Here is a 23,587-nt window from a genome sequence, read left to right as displayed (position 1 = left end):
CCCTTTATTATTACGGGTATCATTGCGTTAATCATTTTTTTGATGGGAGCCAGCGCATTAAAATTAACGTCCGTATTTTCTTCCGTTTTAAAGGATAAGGTTATTGTGATTGACCCAGGGCACGGAGGAGCTGACCCTGGGGCCCAGAATTCAGGACTTAAAGAAAAAGATATAAATCTAGATATTTCATTACGTCTAGGTAAAGTTTTAGAGTCTAAGGGGTGCAAAGTTATTCTAACGCGGGAAACAGATAAAGATTATTTTCTTCCTGGCTTTGTAAAAGGTCGAATGGCTAAAAGAGCTGAGCTAAACCAAAGAATTCAAATTGCCTCAGAAAATAATGCTGATCTATTTATTAGTATTCATGCAAACAGCTTTCCTCAACGGAATTCTTATGGAATGGAAACCTATTACCATCTGAAATCTTCATCCGGAAAAGCACTTGCTGAAGTAATTCACGAGCAGCTCAGCCAAGTTCAACCTGATAATAAGCGTACGGCCAAAGCCGGAGATTACTATTTAATTAACCAAGCTGAAATGCCCTCAGTCATAGTTGAGGTTGGATTTATATCAAACGCCCGAGAAAGGAAACTATTATCCTCCGATGACTACCGCAATCAAGTGGCTAATGCTATCGGAACAGGGGTAGAGAAATATTTTGATGCCTATCCGCAGGGGGTACGAGAAAATTTACCCACTGTTGCCCAAGAAGGTCCTCCTATGATTAGTGAAAACTCATTTAAACTCTACTTTTCAGATGATAGTTTAGATAGTCTTGTGCCTGAAATACGCCATATAAATCGATCCGAATGGTCTCGACTTGATCTTTCGCAAAAAACGAGCCTTGTCATGAGTAAGCTCATACAAGGCCCAGTTTCCAGCAAATTATCACCGACTATTGCGCCGACAACTAAATTAATTTCAGTAACAACTCAGAATGGCTTAGCGACAATCAACTTTAGTGAAGAGATTAGAGATGATTTCACAGGAGGTGCTTCGGGGGAAAATATGACCATTCGATCGATCATCTGGTCTGTGACACAAATCCCAGGTATCACCGGAGTTCGCATTCTTGTCAATGGAGAATTTGGCGACTCTATTGGCGGTCATATTCTTTTAGATCGTACTTTTACTGCTCAATTTGGAGTCTAAAAGGGTTGATTATAAAATTTAATTTCATAACGTTCGCTTAACCAATTTGCTTTCCATTGATCCAATAACAACACTGCATAGTTATCATCTTTATCCATCACTACAGTGCTCATACTTGACTCTGTAAGCAGTTTAACCGTCTTTTCGTCTTTTTCAACCCAGCGCACAATTTCAAAGGGCAGGTGTTGAATATTGACGTTTACCCCATACTCTTCACGCAACCTGTATTCTAAAACTTCAAACTGTAATTGACCTACTACACCAATAATCGGAGCTTCTACCCCCACGTGGAGGTCACGAAACACATGAATCGCACCCTCTTCTTGCAGTTCCTGAATTCCTTTAATGAATTGTTTGCGCTTTAAGGCATTGGCAATATTTATCCGGGCAAAGTTTTCAGGACTAAAAAAAGGCATTGCTTCAAATTGAAGTCCATCTTTTTCGGTTAGGACATCCCCAATCCTCAAAAGCCCGCTATCATGTACCCCGATAATGTCGCCTGCAAAGGCTTCATCGAGAATCGTTCTTTCTTGAGCGAACAGCTGTTGGGGTTGAGCGAGACGAAGACGTCGATGTGAGCGAGTGTGAATCACATTCATCCCCCGCTCATAGCGACCGGTACAGATACGGATGAAAGCAATTCTATCCCGATGCTGGGAATTCATATTAGCTTGAATTTTGAAGATATACCCGGAAAAACTCGGTGTTTCCGGATCTAGCTCTCCTAAATTTGTGTTTCTGGGTTGTGGTGCAGGAGCCAGTTCCAAGAAATATTGCAGAAAATTAGGCACACCAAAGTTATTTAGGGCACTCCCGAAAAATACCGGTGTCACTTCTCCACGATCTACCCGTTCTTGAGAAAAGTCATTTCCAGCTAAGTCGAGAAGTTCAATCTCCTCGGTTAATTGTTTGACTAGACCTTCACCGATACCATCCTGCACCAAGGGATCACTAAAAGCACCAGATATAGGTGGCTTAGCGCTGGATTTTGCACTTCCCTCAACAAAACGTTCCACTTGTCCGGTTTTGCGGTCATAAATCCCCTTAAAATCTTGACCCATCCCGATGGGCCAATTCATCGCATAAGATTCAATTCCCAGTACCTTCTCTACTTCATCCATCAAATCGAGTGGATCCTTAGCATTGCGGTCAAATTTATTGATAAAGGTAAAAATCGGAATCCCACGCTGACGGCAGACCTCAAATAATTTCTTGGTCTGGGTCTCAACCCCTTTTGCTGCGTCAATCAGCATCACTGCACTATCCGCCGCAGTCAGAGTTCGGTAGGTATCCTCACTAAAATCCTGGTGCCCAGGTGTATCAAGGATATTAATTACAAATCCTTGGTACTTAAATTGCAGGGCACTGGACGTAATGGAAATCCCACGCTGTCTCTCTAGTTCCATCCAATCCGAAGTAGCATAGCGTTCTGCTTTCCTTGCTTTTACTGAACCAGCTTCACGAATTGCTCCGCCAAAAAGAAGCAGCTTTTCGGTTAAGGTTGTTTTTCCTGCATCCGGATGGGAAATAATCGCAAAGGTTTTACGAGAATTAATTTCTGATTTTAAATCCGTGTGACTCAATGTTTTAACTCCTTAAACTAATCTTTTGTCATACATCATATTCGAAGGTTCAATTGTTTTTCAATTAGTATAAGAGTTAATTATACACGATATTGTATATATCCTCAATTGTCAGACCATATGAAAAACTACCATTGTCAAGAGTTTTCATGTCTCCATAACGGCTACAGGCTCAAAATCCCTAAGCTTGCAAATCTCTTTAAAATAGACCAGCAAGATGAAGACATCCCGCGGCTCCTCAAATTCATCCACATGCTCGATGTTGATTTGATTCCCTGCGAAGAAGGTCTTCAGATCCAGATCCTTGTTCTCTTCCTGCTCAATCAGGGCGCTGTATTCATTGACCAGCTCCTGCAATTTGTTTTGATTTTCAGCATTAACCTCCACATCCGGAAAGCGGTAATTGCTGGAGTTTTCCCCAAAGCAAAACATATCTTTAATGGTTGATTTCCCTTCCGCTGCGGCTTCTTCTTCAGGTCTTAACATAATATATTTCTTCGACATCCTACTATCCTTTCCGGAGGTGAGCCTCCATGATCTGAGATATTCCCAGATACGATATAAATTCGCGCAATCCCGTCAGTTCCCTCCTGATTTTTATAGATTCTGGGGAAATTCACTCATTTTACTATGCTTTATTTTTACAAATACATGTAACCCTCATATCATATTTACAATCAGGCTTAAAAGGCCATACTAATTTAAACTCCGAACTAATATTTATCAAACCACTTTCCAATCTTAATTCTAAGTCATTTTCAGCTTGAATAGCCCCTTCAATTCCACCATACTGTCCTTCTATCCCCATCTCATATCCAATAAATACTTTATCTTCAGTGCTTTCTATGACTGCAGCATTGAGCTTTTTTGCTATAATTTCATTCATCTTTTTCATCTTGTCGAGAGCCAGATTATCTGTCTTCCCAGTTATCTGTAGACATATTGACCAAATCTGCTGTAAATAAACATTTAACTGACTATGGACTCCTATTAAAACACTATTTTTATAAGCATCTTTTCCGAAAACTAATGGATATTTGTCTATTTTATCAGTTAGATTATCGAGGAGACTTAAAATCTTTCGTCGACTATTTAAATTATTCGTACTAGTAAAAAAGTATTTCCTTACTAAATATTCATACTCTCTATAGTCGCTATCCTCTATACCCAAAAAGTCACAAGCTATCAACTCAATTTTTTTGCTATTTTCTAGTGAATACTGGTATATACCCTCTTTCATAGAAGACATATCTATATCAATTAAAATTACCTTATTAAATTTAGATTCAAGAATGTTCAAATCAATATCATTACATTTACCTGCACCAAATATTGCAATACTTTCAAAGTCTGTAGTATTAGAAATAATATATTCTGTTACTTGATATCTAAAACTACTCCATTCCTTGTAAGCTCCGGGAATTATTTGCGACTTCTTTAACTCATCAAAAAAGTTTAGGTCCATTTAAAGCTCACCCCTACATTAAGTTCATTTTTTTGCTGTTTGCGTTTCTTTGTCCAAGGAAAAGCAGAGCGCGCAGAAGTAGCTGCTTTCACTCTCGCCGTGCTCCAAGCCAACTCGTGAGCTGTCAATATTCAGTTTAAGATATCTTTCATAAGTAGATGTCATCAAGACCTCCCATGCTGTATTCGCTGGCTATGAATAATCTGAAGCAGCATTTAGTATCTGATACTGTTTTAATGGCTAAAAGTAATATTTTCGGCAGAAATAATAAAATCAGCTAATTCCAAATTCTCATCCTGAAGTAACACATGCCATTCATATCTACCGTCAACATCATAAATTTCATCATAAAGCCACCAGGAATTTTCTAATAAAGAGTCTTGTTTTATTATCTTATAAATCTCAAATAGGACTTCTTTTATCTCTGTAAAACCGCCTGAATCTAATAAGATAAGTAAAGAATCTTCGGTTCGCTTTATTCCAGTGACTTTACAATCATGAAAATTATGCTTTTCAAGTATGTTTCGTTGAAAGGAGTTAGATACATTTTTTAGATGCTTTTGATACTGTTCAATAGCCCTTTTAACCGACCTCATATTATCCTCACAATATTGAGTAACAGCAGCTATAACTTCACTTGATGCCTTATCTAACACAAAGACTCTAATGTCCGCAATTATCTTCAAAATTGCTTCGGGCAATGTTTTCTGAATTCGTTCTTGATTATCCATGAATATATTGTGGAAATTTTCGACTTCTTCATGATCTGTTGCGTAGAAGACTTGTTGAGATAATATTTCAGCTTCAGACATACTCTCCTCAATAAGTTCAGGTGGCATTTGTTCCATGAAAGACAACCATTCCTTTAATTTTTGATCATATAACTGGTGAAAGTATTCTTCCGAGAAAGTTTCTGCTTGTTTATCTTCCTCCAGAGACAAATGAAAACTAGTCTTTTGACATGTTTGATACCACTCTTTAGTAAAATACTTCAATGCATTAATCTCCCCTCTATTGAGTTACTCAATAGAATTAGCTTGACCACAAGCCGCTTGCCGGAAAATCCTCCCCTTGGCAGTGATAATGGCGTATTTCACCCAAAACATTCCATCCGTCGTTTCTCTTAAGTGATAGGAATTAATTCCGTCGGTTTTTGATAATGAGACTGATGGAGAAAAACGCGAGAACGGTTATGCCTTTGCAAATGCTCCGTTAAGTTTTCCCGCTGCAGCTTAATGATGTCACTATAATCTCCGTAGTGAGAGAGTATTTCTTCTGCCAGCCCCTCAATCTTTTTTCCCGAACCGGGCATGACACAATATTCTCGAATGGAAGAGGCGAAGTAAGCCCCGTCTTTTGCCTGTTCATAGCTTTCCAAAGTGTAGTTCCCGGCAGGACCTTCTCGATAGGTGATGGCCGCCGGAATAATCCCTCCCCCTTCTTCGCTCAGAACATTGTCATACAAGCGATAGCTTTGAGCAAAGGTTGTCACGAAAACCTTAAGTTTGCCGTCTTCCCGGTAGCTGGTAAAGATATGGGGGGCCACAACGCAAAATCCGCCCTGCCGTCCCTTATGCTTTTGAACTTCCGTCTGATAGACAAGCTGGGCCACGGAGTCATTCCCTTGGTAAGCAAAGTCGGGCAAGCTAACTTCTCGGCGAATCTGAAGTCGGCTGTACCACTCCTGAGGGGATAAGGTTTCATCGCTGACATTATTTCTCACCCCCAACAATTCCTTACCAAGCCTCATTAGGATTTGCCCCCGCAGTCCCTCAGCATTTCCTGCTTCAAACTGAGCTAAAACATAGAGCAAGGCATTCTCCCCCCCATATTTAAGGATACTCTCATAAGCCATATCGTGAGCTTTGATATAATCGTCAGGATTAGAGGACTGCCCGGGGGAGGACATAATGGTCTGCAGATTGTCTTCAATAAGTTGGGCGATTTTCTGAGTCTGAGCTCCCGGTGAAGGCTCCTTTTGTGATTCCTGGCTGCTGCCAGTGATCGTTAAATTTGCCATAGCGGATTGGGAATTTTCCGGATTGGAGATTAAACCTAAAGAAAGAATTAAAATCCCTGCCGCCCCGGCGAGGATTCCCCAAAAAGTGGGCCGCTTATAATTTAGGACATTCTTAATCCGGCTTTTAACGCTGCTTTCGCCAAAGGCCAGGGGGCTTCCAACCATCATCCTGTGACTGAGAGCCAGGGCTAGAAGGGAACGGCTGTAGTCCTGCTTAATTCCCTGACCCATTTCCTTAAGAACCTGCTCGTCACAAGACATTTCCATATCTTTAGTCATCAGGATAAAACTCAGCCAGACCAGGGGATTGAACCAGTGAAGGCAGAGCACAAAATAGGCCAAGGGCTTAATCAGATAATCATAACGTCGAATATGTATTTCCTCATGCTTAAGGATATAGCTTTTTTCCCCTTCGGAAAAGCCCGGCGGCAAATAGATCATAGGCTTAAGAAAGCCTAACACAAACGGAGACCGGATGGAGTGACACTCCCAAATATTATCTCTGAGAAGGATCGCCTGGCTGACTTTTCTTTTCAGCAGTCCATAGGAAATCAGGCTATAGGCCAATAAGCTGATAAAGCCCAACACCCAGACCAGGGAAGCCACAAAAATAATAATCTGCAGGGGGTTAGCACTGGCCATGGGGGTTGCCCCAGGCAGAGAGGATGTAACGACCTGGCTGACATAACCAACCCCTAAATCAACTTGAGGCTGGGCCATCATCCCAATACCGGCCGGAATATGTTCCATGGTATCCTTTTTCATAAAGCCAAAAAAACTCCAGGCAAAGGAGAAGGAAACGGGACTGATTAAGCGAAACAGCACCACTCCCCACAAGCAATAGGAGAAAATTTTGGAGGCTTTCCTTAACAATAACCGGGCCAGCAAAACAAAGAGGATAGCATAGCCGGCGGTAATGCTCATGTTCAAAACAGCTAGGAATACATCTTGCAGGAATTGTTCCATAGCCTACTCCTCCTTATAGCTGTCGATGAGCTTCTTTAGCTGCTCAGCCTCTTGCCAACTTAATTTTTTCTCATTCATAAAGGCTGTAATAAAGCCGGGTAAAGAGCCGCCAAAGGTACGGTTAATCAACTGTTCGCTTTCAAACTTCTGTACTTGGGCTTGGGGAACAAGAGCTGTCACCAGGGCATTTTCGTTTTTTAGAATCCCCCGCTCACAGAGCTTTTTCAGGACAGTATAGGTGGTGGACTTCTTCCAGCCCAGCTGTTGGTCGCAGAGAGTCACCAACTCGCCGGAGCCAAGGGGTTCATTTTGCCAAACAATGGCCGCAAAACGATATTCACTTTCACAGAGTTTAAGCTGGTTCAAGGTTAACGCCTCCTTCGGGTCTATAGTTATAGACTTTTTGATTAGTCTATAACTATAGACCAGAATTGTCAATGGGAAGGTACTGGTTGAAGGTTAATGTGATTCAAATAGTGAATATCCTTCAATCTTATTATCAGCTTTTATTGTCACACTTAAATCAGACCTCCCCCCAATTTTAGGCGAATTTATAGGTTGAGCAACGGATTCATCATATTTAGTAACGTTCACATATTCATTGTATTTTTTTTCGATATCTTTTATAAATTCCTTGGAGTAGCTGGTTTTTATCCCCCAACTATAATAATCAGCAGCTTCTCCATTTGTATTATAATCTTTTCCAAGTGTTGTAGGTTCTCCAAGAAGGCTGATTATCTTTTCAAGGGAATTACATTCAAACACAGAATATAATTCCTCATCACTAAGTTTTAACACGTATGGAGATTCGAAACTAACAAGCTTATGCAATACTCTCGATTCCTTGTTTCTATCATACCTTATACTTACATAACCGTAAGGATAATACCATGTTTCAAGAAAATTATAGATATTTTTGCTTTTCTTATTAAGAAGATTGTCTATTTCCTCTACTGTTGTATCATTTTCTATATGGTTATAGGCTTTATAAATGCTCGATCTTTTCATTTCTTCCAAAGAAAGATTCTGTCTTAACAGTGCTTTTGTACTAATCTTAATTTCAAACAAATCATAATTTAGGCCTTTTAAAACTGTTAATAGATATACCATCACTAAACAAACAATTAAGATGTTTCTTTTTTTCAAGACTATCACTCCTTTTAATCACATTTGAGAATGTCTTGAAACAGGAAGCATGCCCAGTATCATTTTATAATCAACTAACCATTGCAAGAATTAGGATTTGATGGTGGATCTTTTTACAAACGTAACACCTTTACCCCAAACGCTGCCAAATTTCGTCTGAAAATGCACCACTTGCGATACTTGAAACCTTACCGGTCATATGAACGTGTCCGTCAGTATTAGTGTCTATATCAATGACTCCACCAGGCATATGTACCTTCACTTGATTATCAACTAAGCCTAACTTATATGCAGCGCTTGCTGCCGCACAGCTACTACTGCCGGATGCCAAAGTATAACCTTCTCCCCGTTCCCAAATCTCAATTCTAATATTATTTCTGTCAAGAACCTTAGAAACTACACATTTATCCTATTTGGGGGGATACACCCTTTCCATCTAGTATGTAACAAACACCTCCCCTCCCAAGGTGTCCAAAGTGAAACTGCTCGTGTTGGATTCCCAACGCGCCACACCACATTCATCATCCTCTAAGTGTCGAGAATCCCGAAGTTGTACGTCGTATCGTGTCCCCAGACTCAGACAACGCCATGTACGGCGCTGCCCTGAATTTTACCTACAATGCCTCTAATTCGCAAAATAAGAATGTTTCAAATCAAATCACTGTTAGCATTATGTAACCTGTTAGCGAACCTCAAAGTATCGAGTGAAATATATAAAAGCTTACTATGCCACCTAAAATAATAGTAAATAATATCCCTATGATTATATTCCACCCTAAATCTTCATTAGCAGTTTTGGACTTCTTCATTACTAAAATGGTAATATAATTCATGAGGAAAATAACACCCACAATTACTAGTACTAAGGGCAAAGATTGCCTCAAGCTAAATAAAGACCTAGTATCGAACTTATTCATTAACCTTATTTGCGTGTATGCATTAAATCCCGTGATGGCAGAGAGGAGATAATAACTTATAATATTCGTCTTTCGCTTTTTCCTTATGAAGTCACTACCTTTTTCACTGTATGCACTGTAGAATCCAGGATTCGTAAAACTTAGAAACTTATCGTAGTATTCTATTTTAATACTAAATAAGATAGCCTGTGCCAAAAAGACAACTGCAAAAATCAGTGTAGTTATACCAACTCCTATAGTGCTAGACATGAAAAAAACTATTAAAAGAAGCAATGCCGGAATGCCTATTGACTTTAGATTCATGTATATCCCTCTCAGACGTTAAAATTATCTATTAATATCCTACCTACAGCTACGTAAAATCTTGCACCTTAGAAGAAATACTTTAAATTCTTTTAGTTCGCGCCAAGGATAGTGTGTACTTTGCGCTTGCTCGGCAGTCGGTTCAGTACAACATGAGATTCATGAGGGTGTGCTTTCCGTACTTCAAGTTTATTCCCGTTTAGCTATTGACGTTGATAAACCTCTAGAAGTTAGATACTGTCGTCACGACCCGTAAAAACTAGCTATAACTTTTGCTGCTGGCAAAAACATTATCTGTCCAAGTAATGTGCCAATTAGTTTAGTTGCAATGAGTAAAATTACTAGAGCCTTTACGTCTTCATACGGTCTGTTTCCTCTTAACGCCTGGTCAGTGATCATAGCGGATTTAGGGTCAATGAACAAGGTTAATAAAATTGTAGCTAGTCCATTAATCATTCCCGATGAACCAACAGCTGCTATCCTCTGGTGCTCAGTAACCAATATTGCAGAATAGCTCGCTGCAAGAACCCCTACTGTATATATTCCTGTAACCAATGCATTGATGATAAGCAGTCTCTTCGGAATTTCGCGATACCTGAGTCTCTGCAACATCGTTTTAGTTGGTCTAGTTGCACTTTTCATCATTCGCTTGAGGTTGCTTACTTGCAATGCTTCAACCACTAAAGACGGAATGGATCCAGTGGTTTCTAGCCGTTTTACTGCAACATCAAATACCCTGAGAAATGTTGGAATCAGAAGAATACCAAATAATGAACCTATTGTTGAAGCGAAAATTACCTTACGCATGTCATTAATTGGGTCAATACCATAGAAAAGGCTTTTGTCGATAATGCTACCAATTAATGGGGCTTGAAAAGTATTGGCCGTTCGTGAGACAAGTACGAATAGGTTGAACAAAGAAAATGACAAGGCAAACTGTCCGCTTTTTACCGAGTTCAACCTAACCGAATAAGAAAGAGTATCAATAAGGTGGATTACAAAAGTTAAGACCAATAATTCTAATAGAACTTTTTCCACTAAACCACTTCCCTTCTCCGCAAGGACGATAGACGTACGCCCCCAGATTCAGAGACCGACAGGACGTCGGCCCCTAAATTCACATTAGGATGACTAGTTTTACATATTTATTTCAAATACTTTACCCATCCATCATAAATTTCTTTTTCTGATTTAGAAAAAGCGTCCTGATATGATCCACCCTTAACGATTTCTACTACCTTATCCCAGCCATAAGTTTTGTCCAGATACTCGATGTAGGAATACGAATAATCATATCCACCAATGGTTCCAAACTTAATTTCATTTTCTGTTTGAATATCTTGAAAAGCCGGAACTCTTTTTCTGCTAATTCTCTCACTCTGTGGCACTTGATTTGACAAATATCCTGCAACACCATTATCAATCCAATATGAGAGTCTAGGATTTATCAGATAGTTAATCGTATGTATCATCTCATGTGGAGCAGCTGATAAAATCCCATCATGGTCATGTACTTCTACTTTTGCATAGGGTGAGACCATTAAAGCTATTTCATCCTTGTTATCACCTATATACCATTTTGGTGCAAAAATTAATGTTACAAGTCCAAATTTCCTCATTTGAAAGGTAGATTGGCTTTTATAAATATACATCTTCGTTTTATATGCCGATGATGTAAACCCAAGCTTTTGCCTAATATCTTTGGATGTTAATTCTAATAAGTCAAATACTTCCTGAGCTCCTTTTTCATCGCCCTTTTGAAAATAAACACATACATACTTTCCTTCTTTAATTTGCATATCGGGTGTTTGTAAAAATAAAGCAGGAATATATTGAATAATTGCTATAAGTAGAATAATGCTCAGTACAATCAACATGCATTTAAAGACTTTTCTTGCTTTCATATTTCCCCCCATTAACTCAATAAGAAAATCCTCAGCAAAAATCGCCGCAAGACGCGGCCACCCCCGCGCGATTTTATATAGCGTCCCAGGGTTTGCGACGTCGGGTTACTACTTTCATATTCTCTCCGATGTCGCGAAACCCTCTGTTATCAGAAGTTTGGGGTGACTTTACCCACTCAGCTGTTTTGCCTTGTTTCCATAGTAAACACCTGCACAGATTGTGACCACCATCACTAGGAATACTATTGGTAAAAATTCAATTCCAAATAAAGCTTCCTTATAAACAAACGCTACTGCATGCATGGAGTTCTTTTGATTTAGGAGTTTCATTTCTTCACCAATTGCCTTACTCATAGCTACTTGTATGGTGTTCCAGGTTAAGTAAACAAATAGCCAAACACTTTCGACTTTGATACAATTGATCGTTAGTCTTCTAATACGGTACTGTTTTTCGGCATTTATTGGAGTTATCACCCAAAGATGATTAACCATATTTGGAAATCTACTGATATACGTTAACAATACGTATAACCCAATACCGATCCCAGTAAGTAACACAAGGGATCCCTTTCCTTCCCAATCAACCTTTCCACTCATACCAAAATTAGTTGGAAAAAGATCCGGTGTTTTTCCCCACCAAAGAAATGGCATAATTACTATCAAGACAACCCCAATTCCAGCAACTATCTCAACTTTAATTTCGCGTTTGGTGTATGGAATTTGTAGTGCGTGCCGATCGCCAGGTATTTGCGAAGTGCCCAAGCAGATCCACTCCTTTTTCAACTCTATTCTTTCTAATTATTACCCGTCTAAAGAGACATGATCTAGCAACTTTCGCCCCCCCCGCATAGATCCCGGAGTGCGGAATTGCCGCACCGGGCTCCAAATGTTTTATGAAAAATTTCACTGTTCATCCCCTCTTTAAACTTGAAGACAAATGTTATCCCACTTTAAAAATCAGGCAGGTGCTCACCCCATGAGCATATAATTCATCATTTCCGTCCTTAATGCGTCATTCTACAGTGGCTAGTTTTCGTCCTATACGGATGATCCTAGCCTCACAGCGTATTAGTTTACTTTCAGCACTGACCGGTTTGATAAAATTCACTTTAATCTCAACTGTCGAGCAGGTTATGTTCTGCGGGAGGGTTGTAAGCACCGCGGTAGTCATTGTGGTATCCAGTTTTAACAACTAAACGAGTCAACTATTATTTCTTCTCATTTAAGTAAAATTACGTAAATTTAGTATACTCCATAATGTCATTCCAGTCATTAAAGTTATGTTCAACAAAAAAAGAAGTCGGCCCTATATTCTAGACACTCAAGTCCGTCCAATACAGAACCCGCCTCCTAAGAAACGCTTTTCATGTGAGAATAATTTACCACCTTTCATGGGTGGCATAGGTTTCAACCGTCTTCATATTCGTCGTGGGCACAGGCGGCCACTCTTTAAGCCTTTCCACCATATATTCTGCCAGCCCGCTCGCGTCTTTACTGCATTTCTCCTTCACCGCCGGATCAAGTCTGGCCAACTGGCCAAGGGCTTCCAGCAATTCCTGGAATTTATCAGCAATAGTTTGGCAGCAAGCGGTGCATCTTTCTTCATACTTCGTAGTAAAGGTTGGGGAGGCTGCAGTTTTTGGCCTGCTTGTTGGCTTTTCGGTTTTTTTGACTGTTAGATATTCTATTTTTAAATCCTCGGGATAATTGGACAATGGCGTAATTTTGGCCTGTTCTTTCTCCGGAGGGGCTTGCTTCTGTTCTTTGAGCGCTCGTTCTAGCTCTCCAGTGGTCATATTCTTAACATCATGCTCCAGGATAAATTTCTCCCGCTCATCTTCCGTAATCCCCAGCAGAAGAAGAGCCTGGTAGTAGGTCAAATTCGTCAGTACTGACGAATTTGACCTGCTAACCTCAGAGTCAACTGCAAATAGTTTGTCTCCATATTCTTCAAAGAGCTGCATCAGCCTGTTGGCTGTGCGCTGGGAATAGCTCACTGATTCCACCAGCCATTTTCCCCATTCTCCATGGGGGAGCAGATCCTTGGCCTCCTTCAGGCGCCTGCCGATCTCCAGGGCATTGGTAAGCATGATTTTACAAGTCTCTTGTTTGATCTTATTAATTTCAGCCGCGATTACCAGCGGATTACGTTCCTTGCTGAGTTCGTTCATTTGATTCCCGCCTTTTTAATTGCTTTAATACAGCATACGTAGACGGGTCTCGTATGGTGAAGGCTTGGCAATGTCTACAGCGGAGACTTTAAGAGTTCTGACTGAGATTGTAACCCCCCGGGGTACAACCTCATAGAATATAGGGACATGCCGAAACAGCCGGTTTGTCAAAAAGATCAGAAAGGAGGATAAAAATGCCCATTATATCCGAATCTTTGAATTCCGCACTGATAGCAATTTATCAAACCGGATCGACTCCCACTGGAACCCCGGTAACCAGGCAAAAAAGCCTGAGCTATGTGCGGGCCGATGCCACCGAAGCAGACCTTTACGATGTGGCTCAGGCCTTATTCAGCCTGTCGGAACAGCAGCTGGTGGACGTGCAGTTGAGGAAAAATTTCCGGCTGATTGAGGAGTAACGTTTATAAAAACAGCAAATTGCCGGTCAAGTCTGACTTGGCCGGCAATTCCGGGCTAAGTCTCAGTTCAGTTCAACCTGCTGGTGAAAGGTGAATTTGTGAGCATGGTCAGCCAACCATTTTTCTGCCGCATAATCCAGGGGGAGAGTTCTGATGTTTTCCCAATCCAAATCCTCTACATTCCTTACGCGTAAATCATATTCTTTAAAATACTGCCTACAAGCTTGGCAGATAACCACCTCCAGCCTCGGGTACTCCTCTGACTTAAGATAGTTCAATTTTGAAGCTTCCTGAATTCCACAGCGAATGCAACCCACGCGCTTTGCTAACCATTCATGTCCGCAGGTCGAACAATGTAAGAATCGTTTACCAATCGGTGAAGAAAGAACTGATACGGCGGCTAACTCTCCACAGATCGGACAACCCATACTTTGAGTGGCAGCCAGTCCAATATAATCCTTAACTTGGTTATCCCCCAAATTATTTTTGGTTGTGACCAACATCTCGCGAAACAGCTGTGCTACACCACATAAGGCAAGCTGCAGACGGCTTAAGAGCTCTGGGTTTGTCACAAGTTGAAAAGTTTTAAACCTGTGCCAAGCTTCCAATAACTCAGGCTCCGTGGTCATAATATTACTTACTCGATTTAACCTTTGACATAATTCTAGAATTGCTTCCTCAGGCAGTTCATTAATCGGATAGTACGGAGGTGCTTGAGCTGGGCTGAGCTTTTCGCTCCAAAAAGAACCTCGCTCGGCTTGCCATCGCTTGACTTCTTGCTTAAGGAGGCTATACATCTGCCAGGTGTTATCCATCATACTATCTCCTCCTGCCGGCTTTAAAGTAATTTTGTTGTTCATAATAGATCTCTCCTTATCATCTATCAGAGATTCTGCTGCTCATTTTTCAGTCTTTCATACCACTGAGCATGATGTGCCTTGGCAAACCTTTTGGATACATAACCATTGAGCATGCCGGACATAGCAACTCGGGAATCCGGATGTAAGAGGCCTAAGTATATATGTCCGATGGCAGCGGCCGTCATGATAAACACCGAAAGATCATGAACCGGGTAAGCCCATCGGACTAAGCTGGGCGGAAAATGTGGTGCCCACCACATGACAACCCCACTAAGAGTCACGAATATGGTACCAAAGATGGTGATCAAGGAATTAATTTTTTCTCCTCCATTGTACTTATCTTGGGCCGGATAGTTGCCGTGCCCGCCGAAAAACTCTCTAGGGAAGGCACTAACATGTTGCAAATCTGATTTTGTAAAATTAAAGGTAAATTTTAACCAACGCCAATGAAATCTTGGGTTTCCGACAAAGAAAAGTAATCCCACCACCACTACAAAGAAAACAGCTGATATTCGGTGAATCACCTGAGCAACATGTATTCCCCCGACAATAGCCATGGCAGGTTGAAATAAAGAACTGTAAACTCCCAGTCCGGTAAAAAGCAAAACAAAGAAAGAAACGGCATGAACCCAATGACTCAGGCGTTCACCTTTACTAAATCGCAAAACCCGGTCTCCAACAATTCTTGGAGGTGCTTGATTTCCTGCTTCAGTTTTAGGAGCCATTAGTCTTTCCCTCCTTCTTTATAATTTCCCCTCAAGAGGTTAGCAAAAACTCCGAGGACTACTGCCGCTGCCGCGCCACCCACTGCCACACTCCCTACTGGACGAACCACATCTTTCCAGAGGGTTAGAGAGAGGGGAACCGTTGGGTTAGCTGGGAGACCGTAAACCTCAGGACTGTCCAGCAATAAATAAAGATAGGTCATGCCGCCCATTTCCTTTTCCCCATAGAACTGGGCCTTAGGATGGGTTTTTTGAACCTCGGCAAGACGCTTCTTTCCTTGAACCAACATAGCATCACGTTCTCCAAAAGCTAAGGCACCCGGTTGACAGGTCTGCACACAGGCCGGCAACAAATTATTTTCAACCCGATCAATACACCCCGTACATTTGGAGGATTTTTTCTTGACAGGGTCGACCTTCGGTACCCCAAAGGGACAGTTCTCCACACAATAACCACAGCCGATACATTTATCCTGATTAATCACCACATACCCGGATTCCGTCTGAGTAATAGCACCGGAAGAACAGGCCTTCAGACAAGCAGGGTCTGCGCAGTGGAAGCATTGAGCCTTACGCATTAACCAATTCATTGTTTCGTTTTCATACTTTTCGATAAAGGTCATGTACGTCCAGGTCTTCGAAGTGAAATTTTTTTGAGTTTGATAACTGGTAAGCAGTTGGGTTTTCTCCGCCGGAAGCTCGTTCCATTCCTTGCAGGCCACAGTGCAAGCTTTGCACCCAGTACATTTGGAAGTGTCGACAAAAACCATTTTTCTTGTCATGGCTATGCCCTCCTTATCTTGACCAGGCAAACCTTATACTCCGGAGTACCGGCTCCAGGATCTAATGCTGCGATGGTCAGTTCATTGGTACTGGGACCGGGACTTAAGGAGGCAAAACCCCAGCTCCAGGGCATTCCGATGGTTTCGGTGTCTTTTCCGTTAACTTTGTAGGTCTGCAGGCGATCAGTAACTAAGGCCCGCACAGTGATTTTGCCCCGAGCTGAAGCAACTTCGACCATATCCCCTTCTTTAACTCCAATCTTTTCCCCTAGGTTTTTACTGATCTCAGCAAAGGGTTCCGGCATGATTTCATTCAACCAAGGAATATTGCGGGTAATCCCACCGGCGCAGAAATGCTCCACCACTCCGTAAGTGGTCAGCACATGGGGATACTCTTCCGACTTACCCAGCTGAGTTGAGACAACCAGAGCCACTGGGCTGATGGAAACCTTAGGATGTAAGATGTTTGTCGTAGGGCTTTCCGTGGGTTCGTAGTATTCCGGCATGGGGCCGTCTACGCAGAGACCTCCGGGACGAATCCCGATGGGTGGCAAACCGTCTGTAGGGGGGGCTACGGGTAACCCGCTCATATAAGTGGCAGCAAATAGCCTGCCTACCCCCTCGGGATTCATGCGGAAACTTTGCTTCCCTTCCGGTGTATTCGGACCCTTTGTTTTATCGACAACATCTGCTCCATCGTTTCCTGCCCAGACCTCAGCCGCACTATCCCACCAAATAAGCTGACGTTTAGCGTCAACCGGTCGTCCTGCTTCATCACAGGAAGCTCGGTTATAGAGAATCCGGACATTTCCAGGCCAAGCAAAACTCCAGTCTCTGAACAATCCTAATCCTGTAGGATCGTCATTTTTACGGCGGGCAGCCAGATTTCCATTCCCTGTCACGCCGGCGTAAATCCAACAGCCTGTAGAAGCTGTCCCGATTGGTGCCTTAAGATAATCCCCAATTGTGGGCAGCAGTTTTCCGGTGGTCTCGTCATAACCGCTCAACTCTTGAAGCACTTTCAGAGCGCTGGGCTCTCCCTCACCATAATCCCAACGGGCCTTGAGTATTGGGGCATCCTTGACATCCGTGCTGCCTTCATATAACTTTCTGATTTTCTTGAAAAGGTGATCCAGCAGATCGAGATCCGGTTTTGATTCCCCGAGGGGCTTAATCGCCGCCTCTTTCCACTGAATCCAGCGGGAGGAATTGGACATACTTCCTGCTTTCTCATAAACAAAGGCTGCAGGGAACATGATAACTTCAGTCTTAATATCCCCCGGGTTCACCCCGGGTTCACGCCAAAACTGGGCTGTCTCAATCTCGAAAAGGTCAGATACCACGAGCATATCAAGTTTAGCTAAACCCGAACGGACTAACTTGCGATCCGGAATAGAAACGAGAGAGTTAGAGCCAACATTGAAGAGAAGCTTAAACTGTCCTTTATTCATCATCTCAAAGATTTTGACCATGGTTGCATTCACTGAAGGATTGGTCTTGGGTAAATAGTTAAATCCATAATTGTTTTCTTTAGTGGCGTTGGCACCATACCAAGCTTTAAGCAGGGCAACCAGATGTTTCTCATAAAATGAGCCATTGCGCACCAGATAATCCCGCAAGGTCTTATCTGTATTAATCGGGTAGGGCAAATAGCCCGGCAAGTTACTGACCAGGTTGGCCATATCCGTCGAGCCCTGAACATTGGGCTCTCCTCGTAAAGCATTGATGCCGCCGCCGGCTTTTCCGATGTTACCCAATAACAGTTGGATAATAGCGTACGCTCGAATTCCTTGTACGCCGGTAGTATGTTGAGTCATTCCCAGAGCATAGAGAATGCTTCCTGGTTTTCCTTTACAGAAGGCCTCAGCAATTTCCTTGATTTTGGCAGCAGGAATTCCGGAAATGTTTTCCGCTGTTGCAAAGGTATATCTTGCATAGTGGACTTTAAGCTTGGCAAATACGCAATCAGGATCCTCCAGACTTTCAGCTTTCAGAGGCTTATTATCCGGCCCAAGTTGATAAGCCCAGCTGGTGGTTGCATATTTTCTGGTCTTCTCGTTATAACCGGAGAAGATACCATCTTCTAACTTATAATCTTTGCTGACCATCATCAGAGCATTGGTGTAATTTAACACATACTTCTCATCGTACAATTTCTGATTAATAATATAATTTATAATTGCGCCGAGATAGGCGATATCCGTTCCCGGACGAATTTGAGCGAAGATATCAGCTTTAGCAGCTGTCCGTGTAAAGCGTGGATCGACGACGATTATTTTCGCACCCTTTTCTTTAGCCCGATTTATCCACTTCATGGCAATAGGATGGTTTTCGGCACAGTTACTGCCAGCAATTAAAAAGACTTCAGAATTTTTCAGATCAGACCAGGAATTCGTCATGGCACCACGCCCAAATGAAGGTGACAAACTTGCCACCGTGGGAGCGTGTCAGATCCGGGCCTGATGTTCATTATATGGAGTGCCGATCAAGCGACTGAATTTTGAAATTAGATATGACTCTTCATTATCAACTTCCGCTGATCCCAAAAAGGCGATTCCCTCTGCACGGTTTACTAATAAGCTCTCCGGTAGTCCGGTTTTAGCATTCACAATCTCATCGGCAGCTTTCCAGCTGGCATCCCTGACTTCTTTAGTTTTCTTGGCCACAATGTCCAAGGCTTCTTCCCAGGAAATTTCTTCCCAATGATCGGCCCCGGGAGCCCGCCGTCTTGGCCTGATCACACGATCCGGCGAATTGGCAACACTGAGTAAACTTGCAGCTTTTGGACATAGAGTCCCTTCATTGGTTGGATGATCGGGATCACCTTCAAGATGAATAAGCTTACCATCTTTGACATATAAGAGCATCCCACAGCCACCAGAGCAGAAGTGACAAATACTAGGAATCTTTTTACTTCCCTCCAGCTTCAATACATATCCCTTGGCCTCAGCTACTGCAGGGTCAAACCCTAAACCAGCTGCCAAAGCAGCGATGGAAAGCCCAGAAAGTTTCAAGAAATTCCGACGCGAAACATCCATCTTTTTTCCTCCCTCTTTAAATGTTCATAACATGCCTATGTGTTGGTATCAGTTCTACAACTAACAAGTAAGGTATGAATGACACAAATTGGATGAGGACTTAATTAAGTAATTAGAAAGAATTTTCTGAATCAACACATTATAAGCTTACAACCCTTTCTCGCTTTAGTCATCACCAAAATAATTAAGTAAATAAAGAAAATATTCTGTAAATATAAAGTACGCTAACTCCTTACTATTCTGAGTTGTTATAGGTAACTAATTAATCAATATCAGTAACACTTAGATTAGGTACCGGTTGAAATAATTTTACAGGTCTTCCCACTGTTCCGTATTTTAACTCTGTTGTCAAAGCTCCATGTTGTTCTAGAAACTCTAAGTATCTTCGAACAGTTACTCTTGTTAGGTTTACCCCTTCGGCGACGTTTTCAGCCGATACCAGTTCCCTTGTCTCGCACATAAATGAAAGGATTTGCATTAAAGTAAGTTGATTTAGTCCTTTAGGTAAACTTTGTTGATCAAATTTCCAGCTATTCTTTGGATCTTCAGTCATATTTAATTCTGGCTCATCCGCCTTATTTAGCGCAGAAGAATTATCAACTTGTAAGTCTCTAGACATGGTGGCTTTACTCATTTCATCTGCGATATCCCCTAGTCTTTCAACCATTTGGTTAAAGGCAACTGCCAGATCTCCAATCTCTTTGGGGCCGGTGATATCAACTTTCTCGGCAGCGTGCCCGGTAGCCACATCACGTGTGGCCAGGGTTATGTCACGGAGTGGATTAATAATTACTCTTTGGATAAAGAACCAAGTCGCTAAGGCAACAATGGAAGTAATTCCTAAGCCAAACCCTGCTAACAAGGTTAGCGAATTAACAATGAAGGCTTGAGTATAGTTTTTTGAAATGCCCACATAAAAAATCCCAACAATATCTCCATTGCTATCACGAATGGGTTCATAAGCCGTTTGATAAAGCTGACCAACAACATTCGCTTCACCCAAGTAGATCTGCCCATCTTTCAAGACAGTCTGGGCCACTGCATCCGAGACTTTTGTCCCTATCGCTCTCTCCCCATTGGTACTGCGTACAGTTGTAGCGACTCGAGTATCGCCGAGAAATAAAGTCACGGTGTCGCCGGTTAGTTCTGCTAAATAATCGACAAGTTCTGTTTGATGGGATATTTGAGTATCTCCTTTGTACAGAAGTCCCTCTTTTACTTGCCAAGAACCTGGGGTCTTTAAATCAATAATTTCCATGCATGTTGTTAAATCAGTTTTAGCTTTGACAATAGCAGCATCCACTGCACGATGCTTCAAATGCCAACCTAAGCCAAAAATCAAGCTCGTCGCGAGGACAATTAGCGACCCCAGCAGAAGTATAATAATTTGATGTTTTAGTGAGTGCAAAGAAACTCCTCCTCGGAGATAAATTATACTTTCATTTAATTCGGGATCTATCCAATAAAAACCTCTCTACCCATTAATCAATTTATTTTTATTCCATAATTGGAAGGATTTTACCTTTATCGCGTTGAACTTATTTGAAAATCAGTCCGGTTTAGGAGGGATAAACATGTCCTTATTTAAGGTGCTCTATGAGATTCTGAGTCAAAACGGTTGGGAGTTTGATTTTGACAATAAAAACGAAATCATTCGGCTGGAGATTCGAGGCATAAATACAGATTTTAACGCTTTTCTTTTTGTAGACGAAGAGCAAGAATCACTGCTTTGCAATACCCATATTAATCAAAAAATCCCTCCTTCTAAAAGACTTGAAGTATGTGATTTCATGAGTCGGGTTAATTACGAGTTAGTCAATGGCAACTTTGAAATGGACATGGATAACGGTGAGATAAGGTACCGTACATACCTAGATCTTGCTGACGCCAAACCCTCTCAAGATCAAATACTAAATGTTGTCTGGAACGGGGTATTAGGATTTGATACTTATTACCCAGGCTTAATGAAGCTGGTATATGGGGATTACAGTGCCGAAGAAGCCGTCGCTTTTTGCATTGAAGATAGTTAATATTATTAAAAGGGTTGTCACATAATGAATGTTTTCATTATGTGACAACCCTTTTAATGTTCATACCCTAAGCTACTCAGCCATAGGCATAATATAGATCAAAATCATTATGTAATGAACAATACTTCCCGCCCCAATGAATATATGAAATATCTCATGGAAACCGAAACGTTTCGGAAAGAAATCAAAAATCTTAGTTGCATATATAATGGCCCCAACGGTATAGGTGACACCACCGACCGCCATGAGAATAATTGCACCCATAGGCAGATTCTTAACAAGCTGCAGGAAAGGAATTAAAGCTATCCAGCCCAGTGACACATAAAAAGCTGAAGATACATAGCGAGGAGCATGAATAAACCAAATTTTCAATAGCATCCCTATGAACGCCAGAGCCCAAACCACACTTAGCATCGCCCAACGCCATGCCCCTTCCAAACCATAATAAAATACTGGTGTATAGGAACCGGCAATTAATAAATAAATCGCTATATGATCCACCTTTTTAAGGAGAAGTTCTTTCTGAGGAGTTGTTCTTACCCAATGGTAAAGTGAGCTGGCACCATAAAGCAAGATCATACTAACTCCATATACCGTCATTGTAATGAGCTTTGAGATATTATTTTTACTTAGGATAATAAGAAACACCAGTCCCACGATTGCAGCCATAAACAATACAAAATGTGTCCAGGTGTTTACCGGTTCCTTCATCTTTAAAAACATCTGAAAGCCTCCCCTAAGTCTAAGTAATTTAATTCTAAACCTTACGATCTATAAAATCAATAACAATCCGGCTCCCGAACCAAAAGGAAAGCCTTCTATATTGTAGAAATAATTACCTGAGTAATAAAATCGATTAAAAACCATAATAAGAATGTTCCAGTACACAAATACAACACACAATTTTAAAGGAGGGTACCTATCATGGCAGGAGAAAGAAACAGTAATCAACCAGCAGCTAAGGGCGCTTCACAACAATTGGATCAATTCAAATATGAAGTGGCAAATGAAATGGGCCTTCAATTAGGCGGTGACCGTACCAGCCGCGAAAACGGTTCTGTCGGCGGTATGATGACCAAACGTATGATTCAGTTTGCTGAGGAACATCTTAAAGGCGGAAGCAAAATCTAACTTCAAACAATGTTGTTAGACTTAAGAAGGATATCGAAAGATATCCTTCTTACTATTTTTTATGCCTAGTATTAGCTTATAAGGGCAAAAAATTCTTTCAAAACTTTCACATACTCATACTATCTTTCACATACCAAACTAATAGCTTAGCAATTAAACCTGATTAAATATAAAAGGAGCTTTAAAGCTCCTATTTAATCGTTCCATCTGTTTCCTCAAGGAATTTTTTCTTTGAAGCCAAGTGCTCTTTTACATCTTTAATTTGATGAGCACTTAACTCTTCAGCATTCTCTAATAGAAACTCTTCATTCTTATGAATGTTGCGGAGAGTTAATTCAATCTTCTTTAATTCCTCATTCTTATACTTGTTGCCATCATTTCTGGGCATTTTTTCATCACCTCAGTAAATAGTTTATCCAAAGATAAGGTATTCATCCGAGATAATAATTTCCGAAGTTAAGGAATCAGCTATTCTTCAATTTTTTTGGATTTTGTAAAGCAATACTAAAGGGGCCGCTTAACGGCCCCTTTCACCTTATTCAACGACAGTATACCCAGCATCTACGATTGCTTTAACCAAATTCTCGCGCTTAGCCTCACCAGTTACAACCGCTTCCTTAGCCGCAAGATCAACTTTTACGCTTTCTACACCACTCACTGCCTGTAAAGCTTTTTCTGCTCTCATTTTACAGTGGTTGCAGGTCATCCCTTCAACCTTTAGAATAGTTTGACTCATCCTTATCACCTCGCTTATTCAGAAGTCAGAGATCAAAGTCAGAGCTCAGATGAAATCTAACTTTAATCAAGCAATTCTTAGCCTCAGATAGAGTTTGCCTAAGAGGAATACTTACTCCAGCTAAAGCTTAGAAGAACTTATCTAGGGACGTAGCAGCCGTTATCTCATCCTCACCGCTAAAGTTGTTCTCGAAACCCTCACCCGGGTTTCGTCAATAGATGCTTTCGTACTTATAGACA

26 protein-coding genes (1 of these 26 cut by a window edge) are annotated in these 23,587 nt (G+C 41.4%); 4 read left to right on the top strand and 22 right to left on the bottom strand.

Annotated elements, in window-relative coordinates; all coding sequences use genetic code 11:
- Nucleotides 1–1,152: the 3' portion of an N-acetylmuramoyl-L-alanine amidase gene (locus DESMER_RS07505; RefSeq protein WP_014902465.1), read on the top strand. 36 nt of this gene lie to the left of the window's left edge; 1,152 of the gene's 1,188 nt are visible here — the last part of the coding sequence; its start codon lies off the left edge, out of view; its stop codon occupies nucleotides 1,150–1,152.
- Here DESMER_RS07505 and DESMER_RS07500 read toward each other — a convergent pair.
- The 14 genes from DESMER_RS07500 to DESMER_RS07440 all read right to left on the bottom strand — a co-directional run bounded on the left by DESMER_RS07500 (nucleotide 1,149) and on the right by DESMER_RS07440 (nucleotide 13,627).
- Nucleotides 1,149–2,735 (bottom strand): peptide chain release factor 3, encoded by a 1,587-nt coding sequence (locus DESMER_RS07500; protein ID WP_014902464.1) that lies wholly within the window; start codon nucleotides 2,733–2,735, stop codon nucleotides 1,149–1,151. The two genes, DESMER_RS07505 and DESMER_RS07500, sit on opposite strands and share 4 nt — an antisense overlap.
- Nucleotides 2,736–2,882: 147 nt before the next feature.
- Complete coding sequence (locus DESMER_RS07495; protein ID WP_014902463.1) at nucleotides 2,883–3,239, bottom strand: hypothetical protein; 357 nt, start codon at nucleotides 3,237–3,239, stop codon at nucleotides 2,883–2,885.
- Between the two features lie 124 nt (nucleotides 3,240–3,363).
- Nucleotides 3,364–4,200, bottom strand: coding sequence for a hypothetical protein (locus tag DESMER_RS07490; protein ID WP_014902462.1), 837 nt, complete (start codon nucleotides 4,198–4,200; stop codon nucleotides 3,364–3,366).
- Nucleotides 4,201–4,433: 233 nt separating this feature from the next.
- Entirely contained in the window at nucleotides 4,434–5,195 is a 762-nt protein-coding gene (locus DESMER_RS07485; protein ID WP_014902461.1) for a DUF4085 family protein, read from the bottom strand.
- 128 nt (nucleotides 5,196–5,323) lie between these two features.
- Nucleotides 5,324–7,186, bottom strand: a complete 1,863-nt coding sequence (locus DESMER_RS07480; RefSeq protein ID WP_014902460.1) for a M56 family metallopeptidase — start codon at nucleotides 7,184–7,186, stop codon at nucleotides 5,324–5,326.
- Between the two features lie 3 nt (nucleotides 7,187–7,189).
- Nucleotides 7,190–7,552, bottom strand: a complete 363-nt coding sequence (locus tag DESMER_RS07475) for a BlaI/MecI/CopY family transcriptional regulator (protein WP_014902459.1) — start codon at nucleotides 7,550–7,552, stop codon at nucleotides 7,190–7,192.
- Nucleotides 7,553–7,645: 93 nt separating this feature from the next.
- On the bottom strand, nucleotides 7,646–8,332 hold the full coding sequence (locus DESMER_RS07470) for a hypothetical protein (RefSeq protein ID WP_014902458.1): 687 nt from the start codon (nucleotides 8,330–8,332) through the stop codon (nucleotides 7,646–7,648).
- 130 nt (nucleotides 8,333–8,462) lie between these two features.
- A complete protein-coding gene (locus tag DESMER_RS07465) occupies nucleotides 8,463–8,663 on the bottom strand; it encodes a hypothetical protein (RefSeq protein ID WP_042333519.1) in 201 nt (66 codons plus the stop codon).
- Between the two features lie 361 nt (nucleotides 8,664–9,024).
- Nucleotides 9,025–9,552 (bottom strand): hypothetical protein, encoded by a 528-nt coding sequence (locus DESMER_RS07460; protein WP_014902457.1) that lies wholly within the window; start codon nucleotides 9,550–9,552, stop codon nucleotides 9,025–9,027.
- A gap of 243 nt (nucleotides 9,553–9,795) precedes the next feature.
- The gene (locus DESMER_RS07455; RefSeq protein ID WP_014902456.1) at nucleotides 9,796–10,590 is read right to left on the bottom strand and encodes a lipid II flippase Amj family protein; all 795 of its coding nucleotides are present in this window, start codon (nucleotides 10,588–10,590) and stop codon (nucleotides 9,796–9,798) included.
- Between the two features lie 107 nt (nucleotides 10,591–10,697).
- Nucleotides 10,698–11,456, bottom strand: coding sequence for a hypothetical protein (locus tag DESMER_RS07450; protein WP_014902455.1), 759 nt, complete (start codon nucleotides 11,454–11,456; stop codon nucleotides 10,698–10,700).
- Between the two features lie 168 nt (nucleotides 11,457–11,624).
- Complete coding sequence (locus tag DESMER_RS07445) at nucleotides 11,625–12,239, bottom strand: hypothetical protein (protein WP_148275265.1); 615 nt, start codon at nucleotides 12,237–12,239, stop codon at nucleotides 11,625–11,627.
- Nucleotides 12,240–12,468: 229 nt separating this feature from the next.
- The gene (locus tag DESMER_RS22950; RefSeq protein WP_242831063.1) at nucleotides 12,469–12,627 is read right to left on the bottom strand and encodes a PaaI family thioesterase; all 159 of its coding nucleotides are present in this window, start codon (nucleotides 12,625–12,627) and stop codon (nucleotides 12,469–12,471) included.
- Nucleotides 12,628–12,835: 208 nt separating this feature from the next.
- Complete coding sequence (locus tag DESMER_RS07440; protein WP_014902453.1) at nucleotides 12,836–13,627, bottom strand: DUF3102 domain-containing protein; 792 nt, start codon at nucleotides 13,625–13,627, stop codon at nucleotides 12,836–12,838.
- Nucleotides 13,628–13,821: 194 nt separating this feature from the next.
- Between DESMER_RS07440 and DESMER_RS07435 the strand changes: the two genes are divergently transcribed.
- On the top strand, nucleotides 13,822–14,046 hold the full coding sequence (locus DESMER_RS07435; RefSeq protein WP_014902452.1) for a DUF1659 domain-containing protein: 225 nt from the start codon (nucleotides 13,822–13,824) through the stop codon (nucleotides 14,044–14,046).
- Nucleotides 14,047–14,108: 62 nt separating this feature from the next.
- On the opposite strand, the gene DESMER_RS07430 is transcribed toward DESMER_RS07435, so the two are convergent.
- The 5 genes from DESMER_RS07430 to DESMER_RS07405 all read right to left on the bottom strand — a co-directional run bounded on the left by DESMER_RS07430 (nucleotide 14,109) and on the right by DESMER_RS07405 (nucleotide 20,859).
- A complete protein-coding gene (locus tag DESMER_RS07430; RefSeq protein ID WP_014902451.1) occupies nucleotides 14,109–14,906 on the bottom strand; it encodes a formate dehydrogenase accessory protein FdhE domain-containing protein in 798 nt (265 codons plus the stop codon).
- A gap of 23 nt (nucleotides 14,907–14,929) precedes the next feature.
- Nucleotides 14,930–15,631 (bottom strand): formate dehydrogenase subunit gamma, encoded by a 702-nt coding sequence (locus DESMER_RS07425; protein ID WP_014902450.1) that lies wholly within the window; start codon nucleotides 15,629–15,631, stop codon nucleotides 14,930–14,932.
- Nucleotides 15,631–16,413: a 4Fe-4S dicluster domain-containing protein gene (locus DESMER_RS07420; RefSeq protein WP_014902449.1), complete on the bottom strand. Its 783-nt coding sequence runs from the start codon at nucleotides 16,411–16,413 to the stop codon at nucleotides 15,631–15,633. Before DESMER_RS07420 ends, DESMER_RS07425 begins: the two co-directional genes overlap by 1 nt.
- A 2-nt stretch (nucleotides 16,414–16,415) precedes the next feature.
- Nucleotides 16,416–19,451 (bottom strand): formate dehydrogenase-N subunit alpha, encoded by a 3,036-nt coding sequence (gene fdnG / locus DESMER_RS07415; protein WP_014902448.1) that lies wholly within the window; start codon nucleotides 19,449–19,451, stop codon nucleotides 16,416–16,418.
- Between the two features lie 262 nt (nucleotides 19,452–19,713).
- On the bottom strand, nucleotides 19,714–20,859 hold the full coding sequence (locus DESMER_RS07405; RefSeq protein WP_014902447.1) for a cache domain-containing protein: 1,146 nt from the start codon (nucleotides 20,857–20,859) through the stop codon (nucleotides 19,714–19,716).
- 166 nt (nucleotides 20,860–21,025) lie between these two features.
- On the opposite strand from DESMER_RS07405, the gene DESMER_RS07400 reads away from it, so the two are divergent.
- Nucleotides 21,026–21,481, top strand: a complete 456-nt coding sequence (locus tag DESMER_RS07400) for a YbjN domain-containing protein (protein WP_014902446.1) — start codon at nucleotides 21,026–21,028, stop codon at nucleotides 21,479–21,481.
- Nucleotides 21,482–21,553: 72 nt separating this feature from the next.
- Here DESMER_RS07400 and trhA read toward each other — a convergent pair whose 3' ends face one another.
- Nucleotides 21,554–22,204 carry a PAQR family membrane homeostasis protein TrhA gene (gene trhA / locus DESMER_RS07395; protein ID WP_014902445.1) on the bottom strand — a complete coding sequence of 217 codons (651 nt, stop codon included), beginning with the start codon at nucleotides 22,202–22,204 and terminating at the stop codon, nucleotides 21,554–21,556.
- A gap of 201 nt (nucleotides 22,205–22,405) precedes the next feature.
- Here trhA and DESMER_RS07390 point away from each other — a divergent pair, with 201 nt between their 5' ends.
- The gene (locus DESMER_RS07390; protein WP_014902444.1) at nucleotides 22,406–22,612 is read left to right on the top strand and encodes an alpha/beta-type small acid-soluble spore protein; all 207 of its coding nucleotides are present in this window, start codon (nucleotides 22,406–22,408) and stop codon (nucleotides 22,610–22,612) included.
- 190 nt (nucleotides 22,613–22,802) lie between these two features.
- Here the strand turns inward: DESMER_RS07390 and DESMER_RS07385 are convergent, their stop codons facing one another.
- The gene (locus DESMER_RS07385; protein ID WP_014902443.1) at nucleotides 22,803–23,000 is read right to left on the bottom strand and encodes a hypothetical protein; all 198 of its coding nucleotides are present in this window, start codon (nucleotides 22,998–23,000) and stop codon (nucleotides 22,803–22,805) included.
- A gap of 147 nt (nucleotides 23,001–23,147) precedes the next feature.
- Nucleotides 23,148–23,348, bottom strand: a complete 201-nt coding sequence (locus DESMER_RS07380; RefSeq protein WP_014902442.1) for a CopZ family metallochaperone — start codon at nucleotides 23,346–23,348, stop codon at nucleotides 23,148–23,150.
- Nucleotides 23,349–23,587 lie beyond the last annotated feature (239 nt).

The sequence above is a fragment of the Desulfosporosinus meridiei DSM 13257 genome (genome assembly GCF_000231385.2).
In the GTDB taxonomy this organism is placed as follows: domain Bacteria; phylum Bacillota; class Desulfitobacteriia; order Desulfitobacteriales; family Desulfitobacteriaceae; genus Desulfosporosinus; species Desulfosporosinus meridiei.
This window is presented reverse-complemented; position numbering and strand designations above follow the sequence as displayed.